Raw genomic sequence first — 19047 nt, 5'->3', positions numbered from 1 at the left:
GTAAGTACCCTACTCGAATCACTTGGTCCCTGCCACAGGCTGGATAAGTGATGATGAGCTTCGCATTTGGCGCAGCCAAATGGAAGGTAAAACTCGAATCACTTGGTCCCTGCCGTAGGCCGGATAAGTGATGATGAGCTTCGCATTTGGCAAAACTTTCACTGCCTGCTCTGGTGATTTGCGACAAATTGTGCATTCCCAAAAAGATGGAATCGGTTTCGAAGACTCAAACTTAAGTATAGCACAATCCTCTTCGCATCTTAATACAAATGTTCCGCTAACCTCTTCAAATCTATGAATATTTCTATAATAATCGTCCACAAGCTAATAGAAGCAACAAAAAAACAAAGGCCGTCGTCTATTCCGACCTCTGTTTTTTATATATGCACACCAGCATATGCTGTTGACAGGAACAATTTGCGATTATTGCTTGGGGATCCGGATAATGATTTCATAATGGTCCTCGTAATCCTTCTCATCGGTCTTAATTTGCATACCGGTATCCGCCACCATGCTGACCGATTGGCGGATGGTGTTCAAGGCCAGACGTACACTTTTGCCATAGAAAACCCGCTTGGACTTTTTAATCTTTTGGGTTTCCAGATGAAACTGCACTCTTGCTTCCGTTTGCTTCACATTCAATTCCTTGGCGAGAATATCCTGCAGCACCTTCACCTGAAGCTCCTCTGTATCCAATGCCAATAATGCTCTTGCATGCCGCTCCGTTATTTTCCGGTCCAGTAAGGCCTGCTTAACAGGCTCACTGAGGTGAAGCAGTCTGATTTTATTGGCAATGGTAGACTGGCTTTTACCGAGACGTTGGGCCAGACTTTCTTGAGTCAGTTGATGCAGCTCAATAAGCTGCTGGTAGGCCATCGCCTCTTCTATAGAGGTAAGACCCTCCCGCTGCAAATTCTCAATAAGGGCAATGGAGGCAGCTTGGGAATCATTGAATTCCCGGATAATGGCCGGAATACTCTCCATACCGAGCTTTTTGACAGCACGGAACCGGCGTTCACCGGCAATGATCTCAAAAATACCATCGCGGACCCGGACTACTATGGGCTGAATCACCCCATGGGTCTTGATGGTTTGGCAGAGCTCATCGATCCGTTCTTCATCAAAAATGGTCCGCGGCTGAAAAGGACTAGGCACAATCTGGTCCAGCGGAAGCTGTTTGACTTCATCGCCGGAGGGCTTTTCCACCAATCCGAATAATTTGGATAATTGCTCTTTCATAGGTTTTTCATTCACCCATTTTCGTCGTCAGATACTTGGCTACTTATATTCATTCTCCGTATTTCCTACTAATTCCTGCTTGACATTGGCAATAATGAAAAATTCCCCATCAACTATTTGGAACAGGTTATATTGATTAACTGACCATAAGGCAAGGAGTCTCAACATTCCGATGAGACTCCCTTTATTGTTCCACGTGAAACATTATGATCCATTGCAAAAGGGACTAAAGCGGCTCTTTTCCGGGAGTTCCCGGTTTTCTTGGATATTTAGGAGGTGTTACATCCGTTTTCTTCAGGACAACAATATTCCGCTCTGCTTCCTCTACCGGAAGAGTAAAGGTATGCACTGTCTCCAGTTCCCCCTTCAGAAGCACAATGGATCGTTTCGCTTCCTGAAGCTCATCGGAGGTTTGTGCACTTTTCATGGCTGCGAAAATCCCACCTGGACGGACAAACGGCAAACATAGCTCATTAAGCACGGACAGCCTGGCTACCGCTCTTGCGGTTACCAGATCGAACCGGTCCCGCAGGTCCTTATTCCGCCCTGCTTCCTCTGCCCTGGCATGTATCGCCTTCACATCCTGAAGACCAAGCTGCTCGGCGAGATGGTTCAGAAAGTGGATTCGTTTATTTAGGGAATCCACAATCGTCAGCTTCAGGTGAGGAAATACAATTTTAAGCGGAATGGATGGGAAACCGGCTCCAGCGCCAATATCCGCCATTGTTGACACCGGCTCCAGCTTCACATGAAAAGCTAAGGTCAAAGAATCATAGAAATGCTTGAGATAAACCTGTTCCCGCTCTGTAATGGCAGTCAGATTCATCTTCTCGTTCCAATCCACCAGCTCACGGTAGTAAATCTCGAATTGCTCCAGCTGGCGGCTGCTTAATTCCAGCCCGTGCTCTCTGACCCGGGCGCTGAATTGTTCTACTACAATATCCTGACTCATGAAAGCCTCGCCGCCCGCACTTGGTTATAATGCTCCAGATAAACCAGCAAAATTGAAATATCCGCAGGGGTTACCCCTGCAATACGTGAAGCCTGCCCAATGGAGATAGGGCGAATCTGCTCCAGCTTCTGTTTGGCTTCATTGGCCAATCCGTGAATCGGAGTATAATCAATATCCTCCGGAATCCGCTTTTGCTCCATCTTACGCAGCCGGTCCACCTGTTGAAGCTGCTTTTCAATGTAGCCGGCGTATTTCACCTCAATCTCCACCTGCTCCTTCACATCTTCCCGCAGCTGCACAGGTGACGGAGCAATCCGTTCGATATGATCCATCGTTATTTCCGGACGGCGCAGCAGTGACAACAGGTCCACGGAATTATTCAAAATGACCGTTCCCGCTTCCTCCAACACTTGTTGGACTGTCTCCTCGGGACGGACTCTGGTGGTTTTAAGACGCTCAAGCTCACCAGCAATCTGGCTGCGTTTTGCTTCAAACCGGGCAAAACGCTCGGGAGAAATCAGACCAATCTCGTACCCAATGGGAGTCAGTCGCAGATCCGCATTGTCATTGCGGAGCAGCAGACGATATTCTGCGCGGGAGGTCAACAACCGGTACGGATCATTAGTGCCCTTGGTCACCAGATCGTCGATTAGCACGCCGATGTAGGCTTCGGAACGGTCCAATACCACCGCATCCTTGCCCTGCACCTTGCGAGCGGCGTTAATTCCAGCCATAATGCCTTGCCCTGCGGCTTCTTCGTATCCAGAGGTACCATTAATTTGGCCCGCGGTAAACAATCCTTCCACCAATTTGGTTTCCAGACTGGGCTTAAGCTGTGTAGGCACAACGGCATCATATTCAATGGCATAACCGGTTCGCATCATCTGTACCTTTTCCAGACCGGGAATGGAACGCAAAATCTCCAATTGCACATCCTCCGGCATACTGGTGGACAACCCCTGTACATAGTATTCCGAGGTATTGCGTCCTTCCGGCTCCAGGAAAATCTGATGCTTCGGCTTATCGGCAAAACGGACAATTTTGTCCTCGATAGACGGACAATACCGGGGCCCAGTCCCTTCAATGGCACCAGAGAACATAGGCGCCCGGTGAAGGTTATCCTGAATAATCCGATGGGTATCCTCGGATGTGTAAGTCAGCCAACAAGGAAGCTGGTTCGGTATCTCCTCCTCTGTTTCGAAGGAGAAGAAACGGGGTTTTTCATCCCCCGGCTGAATCTCTGTTTTGGAGAAGTCTATGGTGCTGCCGTGCACCCGCGGCGGTGTCCCTGTTTTGAAACGGACAAGCTGGAAACCCAGCTCCTTCAGACAAGCCGACAGTCGGACGGAGGGTTGCTGGTTATTCGGCCCGCTTTCGTACATCAGCTCCCCGATAATGACCTTACCCCGCAGATAGGTGCCTGTGGTGATAACAACAGTTTTCGACAAATACTGCGCACCGGTTTTCGTGACGACACCACGGCAAACGCCGTCCTCTACCAGAAGCTCCTCCACCATCCCTTGAACCATAGTCAAGTTGGGTGTCTTCTCAATGGTTTCCTTCATGGTCCGTTGGTACAGCACCTTATCCGCTTGAGCGCGCAATGCATGAACGGCCGGTCCCTTACCTGTATTCAACGTACGGAGCTGGATATAAGTCTTATCGATATTACGGCCCATCTCTCCGCCCAGCGCGTCAATCTCCCGGACCACATGCCCCTTAGCCGGACCGCCGATGGACGGGTTACAGGGCATAAACGCCACCATATCTAAATTTATAGTCAGAAGCAACGTCCGGCAGCCCATACGGGCAGCAGCCAATGCGGCTTCACAGCCTGCATGGCCTGCACCGACAACGATAACTTCATATTCGCCTGCTGTATATCCTGTCATTTTGTACACCTCCTATTGCCAATCACATGCAAAAAAACGAAATAGCTGCGGTTCCCCCATCGCACGTAGAACCGACGAAATGTCGGAGAAGGCACTCGCATCAATCTATTATACCGGTATCTGTCCCCATAGGAACAGGCCATTATTTACCCAGGCAAAATTGGCTAAAAATCTGGTCGATCAGGGTTTCCCCCACCGAGTCGCCGATAATTTCCCCCAGCTCCTCCCATGCATTGCGCAGGTCAATCTGAATCATATCGATGGGAACGCCGGAGCCTGCAGCCTCCAAGGCTTCTTCCAGAGAACCCTGGGCCTTCTGCAGCAGATGGATATGCCGGACATTGCTCACATAGGTCATATCCTCCGGCTCCACCTGACCGGACAGGAACAGCTGCGTCACAGCCTGCTCCAGCTGCTCAAGACCTTCCTCCGCCTGTACGGAGATCCGGATGATCCTGTCCTCCGGATACCGGGCGCGAATCTCATCCAGCTCCACACGCTGGGGCAGGTCCATCTTATTCACCACAACCAGCGTTTCCTTGCCGTCCAGCTCATCCAATAGCTTCCGGTCATCCTCCCCCAAAGGTTCGGAGCCGCTTAGCACCAGCAGCACCAAGTCCGCTTCGGCCAATGCGCCACGGGACCGGGATACGCCGATTTGCTCCACTATATCTGCCGTTTCCCGAATGCCGGCTGTATCCAGCAGCCGCAGGGGAATGCCGTTGACCGTAACGTATTCCTCTATTACATCCCGCGTGGTTCCGGGAATATCCGTAACAATCGCTTTATTCTCCTGGGTCAGGGCATTTAAGAGACTGGACTTGCCAACATTGGGCCTGCCTACAATCGCCGTCACAATGCCCTCCCGCAGAATTTTGCCCTGACGGGCAGAACTAAGCATACCCCTCACCTGGTTGAGGGCTTCACTGGTTTCCCCGCGGATATGGGCACCTGTCAATTCCTCCACATCATGCTCCGGGTAATCAATATTGACCTCAATATGGGCCATTAACGCCAGCAGTTGGCTGCGCAGGCTCTTAATTTTCCGGGACAGACTGCCGTCCACCTGACGCAGCGCCGATTTAAAGGCCTTGTCCGACTTGGACCGGATCAGGTCCATCACCGCTTCCGCCTGGCTCAAGTCGATTCGCCCGTTCAGGAAAGCCCGCTTCGTAAATTCCCCGGGTTCGGCTGGTCTTGCTCCTGATGCCAGAACCAGCTCCAGCACCTTGCGGACGGAAACCAACCCGCCATGGCAGCTGAGCTCCACCACATCCTCTGCTGTATAAGAACGGGGGCCGCGCATGACCGTGACCAAGGCTTCCTCCACTCGCTCCCCATCAGCAGGGTCAACAATATGTCCATATTGCACTGTATGTGTCTGTACCTCGGCTAATTTCATTTTCGACCGGAAAACGGTATCGGCTACAGCCACAGCACCGCCGCCACTGATGCGGATCACCGCAATTCCGCCTTCTCCCATGGGGGTGGAGATGGCTGCAATGGTGTCCTTAATCGTCATGCATAACTCCCCTTCCTCCCGGAATTACCGGACATTCCGGCTTACAAAAAACGCAATGACCTCATCACCCGCCTGAAGTCATTGCGTCATTTCGTTATCGTAGCGAAATTACAACACGCCTGTTAGGCTCGTCTCCCTTGCTGTAGGTCCGAACCGTAGGATGATCCTGCAGCTGGGAATGGATGATCTTCCGGTCCGCCGGGGACATAGGCTCCAGCACCACATCCTTCTTGGTCCGGACAACCCGTGTAGCCAGCCTCGAAGATAATTCCTCCAGGGTCTTGCGCCGCCGTTCGCGGAACTCCTCCGCATCCAGAACAATCCGGATGTGCTTGTCCGAGAACCGGTTAGCCACAATATTCACCAGATACTGCAGGGCATCCAGCGTCTGCCCTCTTCTTCCAATAAGAATGCCAAGCTCGCCGCCTTTAATATTCAGCAGAATAGCGTCCTTGTCATCCTTACGCTCTATGGTTGCTTTCACATGCATGGTCGCAAAGATATCCTGGAGAAACTGGGTCGCCTCTTCCACCGCATCGGGGATAAGCTCCAGCCGGACCTTCGCTTCCTTCACGCCAAACAGACCGAACAGTCCCTTGGCGGGCTGCTCCAGTACATCAACCTTAACCCGGTTATCGGGAACGTTCCATTGGGTCAATCCTTGCCTGACCGCTTCTTCAACCGTTTTTCCCGTGACGATGAGCGTCTTCGTCATGAATCTGCCACCTCTACTTTTTGGATGGACGATAAATGAAATAGTTCTGCACAATCGTGAAGATATTACTGAATACCCAGTAAAGCGGAAGAGCGGAAGCGAAAGACATGGACATGACAAAAATCATGACCGGGAAAATATACAGCAGCATGTTCATGGATGGGTTGGATTGGTTCGGTTGCAACGACATCATGACCTTTTGCTGTACGAAGGTCGTAATGGATGCCAGAATCGGAAGGATATAATAAGGATCCTTCTGGGACAGCTGCAGCCATAAGAAGGTGTGTTCATGAATATAAGGGTTGTACATAATCGCGTTATACAGCGCGATCAGAATCGGCATCTGAATCAGGATCGGAAAACATCCGGCCAAGGGGTTGACACCATTCTTCTGGAACAGGAGCATGGTCTCTTCCTGCTGCTTCTTGGGGTCATCCTTATACTTCTTCTTCAGCTTCTCCAGCTCAGGCTGCAGCGCTTGCATGCCCTTCGAGCTCTTATACTGGCGAAGAGTCAACGGCAGAATAATCGTCCGGATGATAATGGTCATAACCAGAATGGATAGGCCGTACTCACCCCATAACAGATGGGCAAACCAGTCCAAGGTATCCGACAGCGGACCTACAAAATATTTGGTCCAAATTCCGGTGCGCTCTTGGCTCAGATCACTGGGTCTGCCGCACGCGGACAACAAAAAAACAACTAGCCCCAAGGGCCACAGCTTCTGCAAACGACGAATCAACACATTTCCTCCTTATGGGTGCAACCAGGCATCCTGTACGCAGTCAAGTCCACACTAAATATATCATATCTATCCGGTGATTGAAACTGGTCAACCTGGCGGCTGTCCCTTCTTCACCAGAAGCTCTGCCCGCTTCAATACATGAAGGATACTTTTCTCCATGTCGGCATATTCCAGATCGGCGGCAGGCTTGCGCACAATGAGGATAAAGTCCTTCTTCGGCACAAGCTTTTCCCTATTTAAACGTACAATTTCTTTAATCCGCCGCCGCAGGCGGTTGCGGACCACCGCATTGCCCACCTTCTTGCTGACGGAGATCCCCAGCCGGAAGCCGTCGCCGGCCGAAGCCGAATGGCGGTTCATCACATACACGACAAATTGGTGGTTGGCCGCGGATTTGCCGTACCGGTACACCTTATTGAAATCCTCACGCCGGGTCAAACGGTTTTCTTTCTGCACCGCAGCATCCGCCTATTCCTATTTATTCATCAGTTTTGCCCAAATTGCCGAAGCGTAAAACCTCCACGCATAAGGATAAACGCCTGTCGGCGTCTTTTCGCAAAAGACGGCGGGCGTTCCTGGCAAAACCGGATATCGAGAACGATTGTTAACAAAAAAGACCACGCAATGTGGTCTTTATGCTTAGGCCGTCAATACCTTGCGGCCTCTTGCGCGGCGCGCGGCGAGTACCTTGCGGCCATTCTTCGTGCTCATGCGCTTGCGGAAGCCGTGCACCTTTTTGCGCTTGCTTACATTCGGATTGAACGATGGTTTCATTTATTGCACCTCCCTTAAGAACTTCAAACGAGGAGTTCTAAAAATACCTTTCAATATTAAATCATTTTCTACGCTTGATGTCAACCTCATTCTCCCCGTCCACATCTTCCTTTATCCTCCTGTGTACAAAAAAAAGTGGAAAACAAGGTACGCTGTCGATTCGTAAACAATTTATTAACAATATGTAGTATGGTGGATAAAAGTTTTGCACAAGGGGTGGGAATTGTGGATAAATCGGAGATTATCATTGAAAACGCTACTTTCTTTTGATATATTTATATTGTTTCGGCTGTGGATAGTTAGGTTATACCATTGTTTTATGCACAGCCTGTGGATAAAGATGTGAACAACATTCCTTTAACGGGATAAGCCGTAGAGGAATTTTCTTAACTATGTGGATATTTCGACAGACTTAGCGGACGTCATGTCCAACCGCTCTTAGAGCTGCTTGAAGATTGCAGAATTTTGTTTTTTCCCGTAAGGAGTGAAGTGTTAGTGGATAGCCCTGCCAATGAATTATGGCAACAGATCCTCTCCGTCATCCAGACCAAGGTCAGCAAACCGAGCTTCGATACCTGGCTGAAATCCACCAAAGCGACCGTGTTCAACGAGAACGCGCTTTTGATATGCGCGCCGAACACCTTCGCCAAGGAATGGCTGGAGGCCAAATATGCCAAGCTGATCCAGTCCACGGTTGCGGAGACGCTGGACCGGCATGTGGAGATCCAATTCACCATCGACGACGTGCCGCCTCCCGCGGCAGTACAGACGGCGCCGGCGGTACAACCGCCCAAGCCCGCTGCGATGCTGCATGAGGATTCCTTTTCGCTGAACCCCAAATATACCTTTGACACCTTCGTTATCGGCAGCGGCAACCGGTTTGCCCATGCCGCTTCTTTGGCTGTGGCGGAAGCGCCGGCTAAAGCGTACAACCCTCTGTTTTTGTACGGGGGTGTGGGATTGGGGAAAACCCACTTGATGCATGCCATCGGCCACTACGTTCTGGAGCATAATCCAAGCGCCAAGGTGCTCTACATTTCCTCCGAGAAATTCACCAACGAATTCATCAATGCCGTCCGGGACAATGTGGGCGAAAGCTTCCGCAACAAATACCGGAAGATTGATGTGCTTCTGATCGACGATATCCAGTTCCTCGCCGGCAAAGAAGGCACCCAGGAGGAATTCTTCCATACGTTTAATGCCCTGCATGAGGAGAGCAAGCAGATTATCATCTCCTCCGACCGTCCGCCTAAGGAAATTCCCACGCTGGAGGACCGGCTGCGCTCCCGCTTCGAATGGGGGCTCATTACCGACATTCAGCCGCCTGATCTGGAGACGCGGATCGCCATTCTCCGGAAGAAGGCCCGGGCCGAAAACCTGGACATTCCCAATGAGGCCATGGTGTATATCGCCAACCAGATCGATACCAACATCCGGGAGCTGGAGGGTGCGCTAATCCGTGTGGTGGCCTACTCCTCGCTCATTAATGAGGATGTCACCGTCCATTTGGCCGCAGAAGCCCTAAAGGATATCATCCCTAACAACAAGCCGCGGGTCATCACCATTCACGACATCCAGATGCGGGTGGGCGAGTTCTACGGAATGAAGGTTGAGGATTTCAAGGCGCGCAAGCGGACGAAGGCAGTTGCCTTCCCGCGGCAGGTGGCCATGTACCTCTCCAGAGAGCTGACGGAGCACTCCCTGCCCAAGATTGGCGAGGCTTTTGGAGGCCGGGACCATACCACTGTGATTCATGCCCACGAAAAAATCTCCTCGTCGCTTGCTGCTGACCAGGAGCTTGCCAAAATTGTACGAAATTTAACCGAACGGATCCGAAATCCCGGTTCATAACCTTAGCGCCTATGCACAAACTATTCACATGTGGATAGGCTTTTCTTTTCAGTGTTTTATGCACATATCCACATATCCACCGCACCTACTACTTACTCTACTTTTCTTTAAAAGAATATACGTATACATGTAAGAGGCCATAAACGGCATTTTCATCAACCAGCGCGGCGGCGTTCAGCATGGGCGCCGTCCCTCTTTTTGGTTTGGCATGATAGGAAAAATGTATGCGGCGACTTTTATTTTAGAACCACAGGAGTGACCATGATGAAATTAACCGTTAATAAAGATTTCTTGAACGAATCCATCCAGCATGTGGCTAAAGCCATATCCAGCCGGACCACCCTTCCCATTTTGAGCGGGATTAAGCTTGATGCGTCCTTTTCCGGCTTGACCCTGACTGCCAGCGATACGGATATTTCCATCCAATCCTTTATTCCCATGGAGCAGGAAGGCAAGGAGATTATCCGCTTAACCCAAAAAGGCAGTGTTGTGCTTCCGGCCAAGTTCTTCATGGAAATGATACGCAAGCTGCCTTCCGACCACATCGAAATCGAGGTCTCCCAGCAGTTCCAGACCGTTATTCGTGCCGGCTCCTCTGAAATCCAGATGGTAGGTCTGGATCCGGAGGAATATCCGCTGCTGCCTGAGATTGAAGAGGACAAAACCGTCACCGTAGCCAGCGATCTCTTGAAAACCATGATCCGCCAAACGGCTTTTGCCGTTTCCGCCACAGAGGCAACACCCGTTCTTACCGGCGTGCAGTGGATCCTGAACAACGATACCCTGAAGCTCATCGGCTGTGACCGTCACCGGCTGGCCCAGCGGCATACGCCTATGGAAGCCGACGAAAACGCCCAGTTCAGCAATGTGGTTATTTCCGGGCGTACCTTGAACGAACTGAGCAAAATCCTTCCCGACGGCAATACCCTGGTAGATATGGTTGTATCCGACAACCAGGTGCTGTTCCGGATGGAGCGGATCCTGTTCTATTCCCGGATTCTGGAGGGTACGTATCCGGATACCAGCAAGCTGATCCCGAAATCCTTCCAAACCCAAATGGTGGTACGCACCCGCGAGCTGATGGATGCCATTGACCGGGCGTATCTGTTGTCCCGGGAAGAGCGCAGCAATATTGTCCGGATGGCGATGATCGACCATGAGACCATTGAGGTCAGCTCCAGCTCGACGGAATTGGGCAAGGTTACGGAGACTCTGGTAGTTTCCGGGCTGGAAGGTGAATTGCTTAAGATTTCATTTAACTCCAAATATATGCTGGATGCCCTAAAAGTGGTGGACAGCGACAAGGTGCGGATCGGCTTTACCGGCTCTATGAGCCCCATCATTATCCAGCCAGAAGACGGAACACCTATTCTCCAGCTGATTCTGCCGTACCGGACCACCAATTAAGCCACGTTCAGGCCGAAGGAGAAAACGGATATGACCACCATTTCCATTCACGGAGAGTACATTACCCTGGCCCAATTCTTGAAGATTACCGACCTGATCGGCTCCGGCGGGCAAGCCAAGGCATTCCTGGCGGAAGCCGCCATCAAGATAAACGGTGAGCCGGACAACCGACGGGGGCGGAAGCTTTATCCGGGAGACCGGGTTGAGGTTGCCGGTGCAGGCGCCTTTCTTCTGGCCGCGGAGCAGGGCTGATGTTTCTCCGGAAGCTGGCTCTCCAGCATTACCGCAATTACGGGAGCATCGAACTGAGTACCGACAAGGCCGTGAATGTGTTCATCGGCCCCAACGCCCAGGGTAAAACCAATCTGCTGGAATCTATTTTTGTGCTGGCCTTGACCAAATCCCACCGTACCTACCAGGACAAGGAGCTTATCGCCTGGGACAGGCCGGAAACGGTGATTTATGGGGAAGTGGACAAAAAGTACGGCCCCTGCAAGCTGCAGCTGCAGATTTCCGCCCAGGGCAAGAAGGCGCGGATAAACGGGTTGGAACAAAAGAAGCTGAGCGGCTTTGTCGGAGCGCTGAATGTGGTGATGTTTGCGCCGGAGGATCTGGAGATTGTGAAGGGTGCGCCGGGGATCCGCCGCCGGTTTCTGGATATGGAAATCGGCCAGGTCCATCCCGGCTATCTCTACGACATTACCCAGTACCAGAAGATTCTCCAGCAGCGCAACCACTATCTGAAGCAGCACGGGGGGCCGGGTGGAGGCGCCAAAACGGAGATGCTGCAGGTTTGGAATGAACAATTGGCAACCTTTGGTACTAAGATTATGAAAAAACGTCAAAGCTTTATAGAGAAGCTTGAGCGTTGGGCCAGAACGATCCATTCGGGCATCACTGCCGACAAGGAAGCCTTGAAGATCGAGTACAAACCTAGCTTCGGCGAGACCGCAGGCGAAGATGAAACTATCCTATTTAGGCAATTTATGATAAAGTTATCTGAGGTAAAGGATCAGGAACTCCGCAGAGGAACGACTCTGGTGGGCCCCCACAGGGACGATCTGCTTTTTTTTATCAATGGCAAGGAAGTGCAGACCTTCGGTTCCCAGGGGCAACAGCGGACCACCGCCTTATCGGTGAAGCTGGCGGAGCTGGAGCTCATTAACGAGGAAGTCGGCGAATATCCCCTTCTGCTTTTGGATGATGTGCTCTCGGAGCTGGACCAGAACCGGCAGACGCAGCTCATCGAGACCATCCAGAATAAGGTGCAAACCTTTATTACGACCACCGGCATGGAGAGTGTGGATCTATCCAAAATCCCCGATCTGGCCGTATTTCAGGTTCGGGAGGGTTCCATTGTCACAGAGCAGCAATAGCGGGCATTGCGGTGAAAATCGGTGAACGGGAGGAAGAACCATTGTTTATCCATTTGGGCGGTGAGAAGATTATCCGCACGTCGGAGCTGGTCGGCATATTCGATTTGTCCATCGAGAAAACGTCCAAGGTGACGAAGCAGTTTACCTCCCGCGCCGGAGAAGAAGCAAGGGTGGAGTATATCGGCGAAGAGGAATGCAAGTCGCTGGTCGTAACCCTGGACAAGGTGTATTACTCCCCCATTTCCTCCGCCACTCTCAAAAAGCGCGCGCATCACTTATACGTGAACGGATAAAAGAATTGAAACATGAAAAGTAGGTGAAAGGTCCATGTCCGTCAACCCCAATACGTACGACGAGAACCAGATTCAGGTGCTGGAAGGCCTTGAAGCGGTGCGCAAGCGGCCCGGTATGTATATCGGCTCCACCAGCTCCCGCGGCCTGCATCACCTGGTATGGGAAGTCGTCGACAACAGCATTGACGAGGCCCTGGCCGGTTATTGTGACAAAATCGATGTCATTATCCATCAGGACAACAGCATAACGGTCATCGATAACGGCCGTGGCATTCCCGTCGGTGAAGAGAAAAAAACCAAACGTCCCGCTCTTGAGGTGGTGCTTACCGTGCTGCACGCCGGCGGCAAGTTCGGCGGCGAAGGCTATAAAGTATCCGGCGGTCTCCACGGTGTAGGTGTTTCGGTTGTTAACGCCCTGTCCGAGCACTTGACGGCTACCGTTAAGCTCAAGGGCAAGGTGTACCGCCAGGAATTTAAACGCGGCACACCCCAATATGACCTGAAGGTGATCGATGAGCTGGATAACGAGGAAGAATCCGGCACCACCATTACTTTCAAGCCGGATGTGGAGATTTTTACCGAAACCACTGAATACGAATACGATATCCTGCAATCCCGGATCCGGGAGCTGGCGTTCCTGAACAAGGGCATCCATATTTCCCTGACTGATGAGCGCACCGGCGTCCAGAACAGCTTCCACTACGAGGGCGGTATCGCCCAATTTGTGGAGTTTCTGAACAGCAAGAAGGAAGCCATCCATGAAGTGATTTATGTGGAGGGCACCAAGGACAGCATTCAGGCGGAAATTGCCCTCCAGTACAATGAGGGGTATTCCGAGAATATCTATTCCTTTGCCAATAACATTCATACCCATGAGGGCGGAACCCATGAATCGGGCTTTAAGTCGGCTCTCACCCGGGTGCTGAATGATTATGCCCGCAAGTCCGGGGCTATTAAGGACAATGATCAGAACCTCAGCGGGGATGATGTGCGGGAAGGGCTGACGGCGATTATTTCCGTCAAGATTCCCGAGCCCCAGTTTGAAGGCCAGACCAAGACCAAACTCGGCAACAGTGAAGCCAGAGGCATTGTGGAATCCATGTTCGCCGAGAAGCTTCAGGAATTTATGGATGAGCATCCGGCTGTTGCGAGACGGATTTTGGAGAAGGGCATCCAGGCTGCCCGCGCACGGGAAGCCGCCCGCAAGGCGCGGGAGCTTACCCGGCGCAAGGGAGCTCTTGAGGTCAGCTCCCTGCCGGGCAAGCTGGCGGACTGCTCCTCCCGGGATGCCTCCATCAGCGAGCTGTACATCGTGGAAGGTGACTCCGCCGGCGGCTCCGCTAAGTCCGGCCGGGACCGCCACTTCCAAGCTATCCTTCCTCTGCGGGGCAAGATCCTGAACGTAGAAAAGGCACGGCTGGACAGAATTCTGTCCAACGCGGAAATCCGGGCTATCATTACGGCCATGGGTACGGGAATCAGCGAGGACTTCGATATTTCCAAGGCTCGTTACCATAAGCTGATTATTATGACGGATGCCGACGTGGACGGCGCTCATATCCGGACCCTGCTCCTGACCTTCTTCTTCCGCTACATGCGGCAGCTGATCGAAAGCGGTTATGTGTATATTGCACAGCCGCCGTTGTACAAGCTGGAGCGCAACAAGGTGGTGCGCTACGCCTACAACGAAGCCCAACGGGATAAGATCATGCAGGAATTCGGCGAGGGCTCCAAAGTGAATATCCAGCGCTACAAGGGTTTGGGCGAGATGAACCCGGGCCAGCTGTGGGAAACCACTATGGACCCGGAAGCCCGTACTCTTTTGCAGGTGAGCATTCAGGATGCGATTGAAGCGGATCTGATTTTTGATACCCTGATGGGGGACAATGTGGAGCCGCGCCGGGATTTCATCCAAGAGCATGCCAAATATGTGAAGAACCTGGATATTTAATCCTGTCTGCATGGATCGGATTATCCGTAGGACCGGACAAACAGAACCGTTTGCAGCCGGTCCTATTCGTAATATAATAGAATTTGATGCAAAATCGTCTGGTTATAGGAAAATGTTATTTTTCCCCGCCCAACCGGCGAACCAATGGTGAACTGCCGCATGTGCGGTTCCCATAATGCGTAGGGGGTTCATAATGGCTGAAGAAATCAGATCGGAAATCAAGGAACGGGATATTGGCTCGGAGATGAAGGAATCGTTCATGGACTATGCCATGAGCATTATCGTCAGCCGGGCGCTGCCGGATGTCCGGGACGGACTTAAGCCGGTGCACCGGAGAATTCTGTACGCCATGTCCGAGCTGGGCATGTCGCCTGACAAGCCCCATAAAAAATCGGCGCGGATCGTCGGCGAAGTTATAGGTAAATACCATCCCCATGGCGATTCGGCTGTCTACGAAACCATGGTGCGGATGGCCCAGGATTTCTCCATGCGGTATATGCTGGTGGATGGCCACGGCAACTTTGGCTCTATCGATGGAGATGCGGCTGCTGCGATGCGGTACACAGAAGCGCGTCTGTCCAAAATCGCCATGGAGCTTTTACGCGATCTTAATAAAGAAACCATTGATTTCCAACCTAACTATGATGGTGAAGAGCACGAGCCTGTGGTGCTGCCCTCCCGTTTCCCCAACCTTCTGGTTAACGGGGTGTCCGGGATTGCCGTAGGGATGGCAACCAATATTCCGCCGCATAATCTGGGCGAAGTGATTGACGGGCTTCAGCATCTGATTGAATTCCCGGATGCCACCTCCATGGATTTGATGACCTTTATCAAGGGTCCGGACTTCCCCACCGGTGGTTACATTATCGGCCGCGAGGGCATCCGCTCTGCTTATAACACAGGCCGCGGCTCCGTCACTATGCGGGCCAAGGTTAATATCGAGGATCATAACGGCAAAGCGCGCATCATCGTGTACGAGCTGCCGTACCAAGTCAACAAAGCCCGGTTGGTGCAGAACATCGCCGAGCTCGTCCGGGAAAAGCGGATCGACGGGATTACGGACCTGCGGGACGAATCCGACCGCAACGGCATGCGGATGGTGATTGAGCTGCGCCGGGATGTAAATCCCAATGTGGTGCTGAATAACCTGTATAAGCATACCGCCATGCAATCCAACTTCGGTATCAATATGCTGGCTCTGGTAAACAACCAGCCGCAGATTTTGAGCTTGAAAGAAACACTGTATCATTATCTGGAGCACCAAAAATTGGTTATCCGCCGCAGAACGGAGTATGAGCTGCGCAAGGCGGAGGCCCGGGCCCATATCCTGGAGGGTTTGCGCATTGCCTTGGATCATCTGGACCGGGTAATTGCCCTGATCCGCGGTTCCCGGACAACGGAGGAAGCCCGCAGCGGCCTGATGGAGCAATTCGGGCTTAGTGTCGAGCAGGCCCAGGCTATTCTCGATATGCGTCTGCAGCGCCTGACCGGTCTGGAACGCGAGAAGATCGAAGAGGAATATCAGGAGCTGATGAAGAAAATCGCCGAGTATAAGGCTATTCTTGCCGATGAGCAGCTGATTCTGGCCATCATCAGCGAGGAGCTGAAGGAAATCCGCGACAAGTATGCGGATGAACGGCGTTCGGAGATTACCATCGGTGAAGAGAGCATCCTGGATGAGGATCTGATTCCCCAGGAGGATGTAATCATCACCATCTCCCACACCGGGTATATCAAACGTCTTCCGGTTCATACCTACAAGGCCCAGAAGCGCGGCGGTAAGGGTGTAATCGGTATGGACACCAAGGAATCCGACTTCGTGGAACACTTGTTCGTGAGTAATACTCATCACTACTTGATGTTCTTCACCGATAAGGGCAAGGCTTACCGTCTGAAGGCCTATGAAATTCCGGACCTGAGCCGGACTGCCCGGGGAACACCGATTATTAACCTTATCCAAATCGAGCAGGGTGAAAAAATCAGCGCCGTTATTCCGGTAGAGGATTTCAACGCGGCGCAGAATCTCTTCTTTGCCACCGAGCTGGGCATTGTGAAGAAGACCCCTCTTGAGGATTATTCCAATATCCGCAAGGTCGGGCTGATTGCCATTGGCCTGCGGGAGGATGACAAACTGATCGGTGTCCGTCTGACTGACGGCAACAAGGAAATTGTCATGGGTACCAAGGACGGCATGTCCATCCGCTTCCCGGAGGGGGATGTGCGGCCGATGGGACGCTCCGCTACAGGGGTGAAGGGCATCCAGCTGTCTGAAGGGGATGTGGTTATCGATATGGATATTATCGACCCGTCCAGCAGCGTACTGATCGTAACCTCCAAGGGTTATGGCAAACGGACACCTGTTGAGGACTACCGTATTCAAACCCGCGGCGGCAAGGGGATCAAAACGCTGAACATCACTGCCAAAAACGGCCCGGTTGTCGGCCTGAAGGTGGTTGAGGCGGACGAGGACCTGATGATCATCACTTCACAGGGCACCATTATCCGGATGAGCATTGACGGCATTTCCGAAATGGGCCGGAACACCCAAGGCGTACGCCTGATCAACATCAAGGATGATGATGAGGTTTCCACGGTGACCCGGGTCCAGAAGAACGAAAATGATCCGGATTCCGATGCAGAATCCGATATGGAAGCGGACGAACAGGAAGAAGCCGGAGAATAAAGCTATTTAAGAGCGGGGGGGAGCCCCCGCTTTTTTTGTTTTATTTCGTCATAGACGGCATCACAATTTTCCCCTACAATGAACATGTTACAGATAAGTATTGTTGCTCTGAACGGAGGAATAACCATGGCGATTATACCCTTGTCGCAGTTGAAAATTGGCGATAGATTAACCGAATCGGCGCTTACCAGACGTGGGAGCCTGCTTTTTGATAAAGGAACGGTTATCCTCCAGCGCGAGCTTGATATTCTGCAGGCCTTCTTGATTCCTGCCGTCACTATTGACGGGAAGCGGGAAACCGTGGAGGTGGAAGCGGGCAAAGTCGAGGAAGCGGAGCAGAAGGTCTCTCAGGCCTCTCCTCTGTCTGTTGAATATGATAAGCTGCTGGCTTTGTTCCGCAAGGTGATGTTTACACTCCGGTCCGGCGGCCCGCTGCCACTCCTGGAGGTTCGGCAGCGTCTGGAGGCGCTTCTGCAGCAATCGGACCATTACAATATACTTAAGTTTGCACCGGCCCCGTTTCATATTAGGGATTATCTCTTGCATAACAGTATCATGACGGCCCTTACCGCCTACCAAATGGCCAAATGGCTGGAGATGCCGGTGAAGGACTGGATCCCCGTCGCACTGGGCGGGCTGCTGCATGATATCGGGAATGCAAAGGTGGATGAAAATATCCTGGAGAAGAAGGGTGCCTTAACGCATGTGGAGCGTGAAGAAGTCCGTGCCCATACGGTAGCAGGCTATCAGATGCTGAAGAATGTGCCCGGTCTTAATGAAGGGGTCAAGCTGTCCGCTATCCAGCATCATGAGCGTGAAGACGGGACAGGCTATCCTCTGGCGATGAAACGGGACAAAATCCACCCGTATGCCAAGATCATTGCCATTGCGGACACCTACCATGCCATGACAAGCCCCCGTTATTATAAACAAAGCCTGTCTCCCTATGCGGCACTGGAGGCTTTGCAGGGAGAATCCTTCGGCAAGCTGGATCCTGCTTTGGTGAAGCTGTTTATACAAAAGACCGCCTCCTTCACCAACGGCACCATTGTCCGGCTGAACAACGGGCAGGTCGGAGCCATTGTATTTACGGATCCCAATGCGCCTACCCGCCCCTGGGTAAATACGAACGGAAGAATCGTTAACCTCACCTCGGACCGTGAGCTTTATATTCAGGAGATTCTGCAGATCTCCTGAATGGGTTAGCTATTCATAGATAATCAGGGCCTCAAGCCGGCAATCCGGTTTGGGGCTTTTTTGTAGGCTGGAACAGGCTTTCGAAGAATTTCGACATTATTTTCGGAAAAGGGTTGACTTCCGACTTTGAAGCATGATATATTAATACTCGCCTCTTCGAGAGAGCAAGCTTGAAACGAAAGAAAAAAAGAAATTAAAAAATAAAGCTTGCAATCGAGTTGAGAATATGGTATATTTAAAAAGTCGCCTCTTGAAGAAGAGAACGACGAAGAAACAAACGAGCTCCTTGAAAACTGAACAACGAGCAGCAAAACAATGAAGCCAAACGTTTGAACAATTGAGCAATCAGCTCTAACATAACGGTCCTTCGGGGCCACTTTTATGGAGAGTTTGATCCTGGCTCAGGACGAACGCTGGCGGCGTGCCTAATACATGCAAGTCGAGCGGGTT

Annotated in this window: 16 protein-coding genes and 1 rRNA gene; 9 read left to right on the top strand and 8 right to left on the bottom strand. The window is 51.8% G+C overall.

Annotated elements, in window-relative coordinates; all coding sequences use genetic code 11:
* Positions 1-423: 423 nt before the first annotated feature.
* The 8 genes from noc to rpmH form a co-directional block, all read right to left on the bottom strand.
* Complete coding sequence (gene noc, locus ACI1P1_RS23775) at positions 424-1239, bottom strand: nucleoid occlusion protein (RefSeq protein ID WP_416218947.1); 816 nt, start codon at positions 1237-1239, stop codon at positions 424-426.
* A 226-nt stretch (positions 1240-1465) separates the two neighbouring features.
* A complete protein-coding gene (gene rsmG, locus ACI1P1_RS23770; protein WP_416218946.1) occupies positions 1466-2191 on the bottom strand; it encodes a 16S rRNA (guanine(527)-N(7))-methyltransferase RsmG in 726 nt (241 codons plus the stop codon).
* A complete protein-coding gene (gene mnmG, locus ACI1P1_RS23765) occupies positions 2188-4083 on the bottom strand; it encodes a tRNA uridine-5-carboxymethylaminomethyl(34) synthesis enzyme MnmG (protein ID WP_416218945.1) in 1896 nt (631 codons plus the stop codon). The genes rsmG and mnmG overlap by 4 nt, the downstream gene beginning before the upstream one ends.
* A gap of 142 nt (positions 4084-4225) precedes the next feature.
* On the bottom strand, positions 4226-5605 hold the full coding sequence (gene mnmE / locus ACI1P1_RS23760) for a tRNA uridine-5-carboxymethylaminomethyl(34) synthesis GTPase MnmE (protein ID WP_416218944.1): 1380 nt from the start codon (positions 5603-5605) through the stop codon (positions 4226-4228).
* 94 nt (positions 5606-5699) lie between these two features.
* Complete coding sequence (jag, locus tag ACI1P1_RS23755; RefSeq protein WP_416218943.1) at positions 5700-6320, bottom strand: RNA-binding cell elongation regulator Jag/EloR; 621 nt, start codon at positions 6318-6320, stop codon at positions 5700-5702.
* A gap of 13 nt (positions 6321-6333) precedes the next feature.
* Entirely contained in the window at positions 6334-7062 is a 729-nt protein-coding gene (gene yidC, locus ACI1P1_RS23750; protein WP_416218942.1) for a membrane protein insertase YidC, read from the bottom strand.
* A 90-nt stretch (positions 7063-7152) separates the two neighbouring features.
* Complete coding sequence (rnpA, locus tag ACI1P1_RS23745) at positions 7153-7521, bottom strand: ribonuclease P protein component (protein ID WP_416218941.1); 369 nt, start codon at positions 7519-7521, stop codon at positions 7153-7155.
* A gap of 183 nt (positions 7522-7704) precedes the next feature.
* Positions 7705-7839, bottom strand: a complete 135-nt coding sequence (rpmH, locus tag ACI1P1_RS23740; protein WP_113023626.1) for a 50S ribosomal protein L34 — start codon at positions 7837-7839, stop codon at positions 7705-7707.
* A gap of 495 nt (positions 7840-8334) precedes the next feature.
* On the opposite strand from rpmH, the gene dnaA reads away from it, so the two are divergent.
* From dnaA to ACI1P1_RS23695, 9 genes are all read left to right on the top strand, one after another.
* Positions 8335-9690, top strand: a complete 1356-nt coding sequence (gene dnaA / locus ACI1P1_RS23735) for a chromosomal replication initiator protein DnaA (protein WP_416218940.1) — start codon at positions 8335-8337, stop codon at positions 9688-9690.
* Positions 9691-9954: 264 nt separating this feature from the next.
* Entirely contained in the window at positions 9955-11097 is a 1143-nt protein-coding gene (dnaN, locus tag ACI1P1_RS23730) for a DNA polymerase III subunit beta (protein WP_416219111.1), read from the top strand.
* Positions 11098-11127: 30 nt separating this feature from the next.
* Positions 11128-11349, top strand: coding sequence for a S4 domain-containing protein YaaA (gene yaaA, locus ACI1P1_RS23725; protein WP_416218939.1), 222 nt, complete (start codon positions 11128-11130; stop codon positions 11347-11349).
* Positions 11349-12473: a DNA replication/repair protein RecF gene (recF, locus tag ACI1P1_RS23720; RefSeq protein ID WP_416218938.1), complete on the top strand. Its 1125-nt coding sequence runs from the start codon at positions 11349-11351 to the stop codon at positions 12471-12473. Before yaaA ends, recF begins: the two co-directional genes overlap by 1 nt.
* A gap of 41 nt (positions 12474-12514) precedes the next feature.
* Complete coding sequence (gene remB / locus ACI1P1_RS23715; RefSeq protein ID WP_416218937.1) at positions 12515-12766, top strand: extracellular matrix regulator RemB; 252 nt, start codon at positions 12515-12517, stop codon at positions 12764-12766.
* A gap of 34 nt (positions 12767-12800) precedes the next feature.
* Positions 12801-14717: a DNA topoisomerase (ATP-hydrolyzing) subunit B gene (gene gyrB, locus ACI1P1_RS23710; protein ID WP_416218936.1), complete on the top strand. Its 1917-nt coding sequence runs from the start codon at positions 12801-12803 to the stop codon at positions 14715-14717.
* 193 nt (positions 14718-14910) lie between these two features.
* Complete coding sequence (gene gyrA / locus ACI1P1_RS23705) at positions 14911-17400, top strand: DNA gyrase subunit A (RefSeq protein WP_416218935.1); 2490 nt, start codon at positions 14911-14913, stop codon at positions 17398-17400.
* A gap of 126 nt (positions 17401-17526) precedes the next feature.
* Positions 17527-18597 carry an HD-GYP domain-containing protein gene (locus tag ACI1P1_RS23700; RefSeq protein ID WP_416218934.1) on the top strand — a complete coding sequence of 357 codons (1071 nt, stop codon included), beginning with the start codon at positions 17527-17529 and terminating at the stop codon, positions 18595-18597.
* A gap of 378 nt (positions 18598-18975) precedes the next feature.
* Positions 18976-19047 (top strand): 16S ribosomal RNA (locus ACI1P1_RS23695); the annotation flags it as partial.

The sequence above is a fragment of the Paenibacillus mesotrionivorans genome, from assembly GCF_046098205.1.
GTDB lineage: Bacteria > Bacillota > Bacilli > Paenibacillales > NBRC-103111 > Paenibacillus_AR > Paenibacillus_AR mesotrionivorans.
Note: the sequence above shows the minus strand (reverse complement) of the source record. Positions and strands in the feature narration are given on the sequence as shown.

What these genes read in the sequence shown, in the direction of transcription:
- noc (WP_416218947.1), bottom strand. Translation starts at nt 1,239, where the DNA reads ATGAAAGAGCAATTATCCAAATTATTCGGATTGGTGGAAAAGCCCTCC.
- mnmE (WP_416218944.1), bottom strand. Translation starts at nt 5,605, where the DNA reads ATGACGATTAAGGACACCATTGCAGCCATCTCCACCCCCATGGGAGAA.
- gyrA (WP_416218935.1), top strand. Translation starts at nt 14,911, where the DNA reads ATGGCTGAAGAAATCAGATCGGAAATCAAGGAACGGGATATTGGCTCG.
- gyrB (WP_416218936.1), top strand. Translation starts at nt 12,801, where the DNA reads ATGTCCGTCAACCCCAATACGTACGACGAGAACCAGATTCAGGTGCTG.
- rsmG (WP_416218946.1), bottom strand. Translation starts at nt 2,191, where the DNA reads ATGAGTCAGGATATTGTAGTAGAACAATTCAGCGCCCGGGTCAGAGAG.
- yaaA (WP_416218939.1), top strand. Translation starts at nt 11,128, where the DNA reads ATGACCACCATTTCCATTCACGGAGAGTACATTACCCTGGCCCAATTC.
- rpmH (WP_113023626.1), bottom strand. Translation starts at nt 7,839, where the DNA reads ATGAAACCATCGTTCAATCCGAATGTAAGCAAGCGCAAAAAGGTGCAC.
- ACI1P1_RS23700 (WP_416218934.1), top strand. Translation starts at nt 17,527, where the DNA reads ATGGCGATTATACCCTTGTCGCAGTTGAAAATTGGCGATAGATTAACC.
- mnmG (WP_416218945.1), bottom strand. Translation starts at nt 4,083, where the DNA reads ATGACAGGATATACAGCAGGCGAATATGAAGTTATCGTTGTCGGTGCA.
- jag (WP_416218943.1), bottom strand. Translation starts at nt 6,320, where the DNA reads ATGACGAAGACGCTCATCGTCACGGGAAAAACGGTTGAAGAAGCGGTC.
- dnaN (WP_416219111.1), top strand. Translation starts at nt 9,955, where the DNA reads ATGAAATTAACCGTTAATAAAGATTTCTTGAACGAATCCATCCAGCAT.
- recF (WP_416218938.1), top strand. Translation starts at nt 11,349, where the DNA reads ATGTTTCTCCGGAAGCTGGCTCTCCAGCATTACCGCAATTACGGGAGC.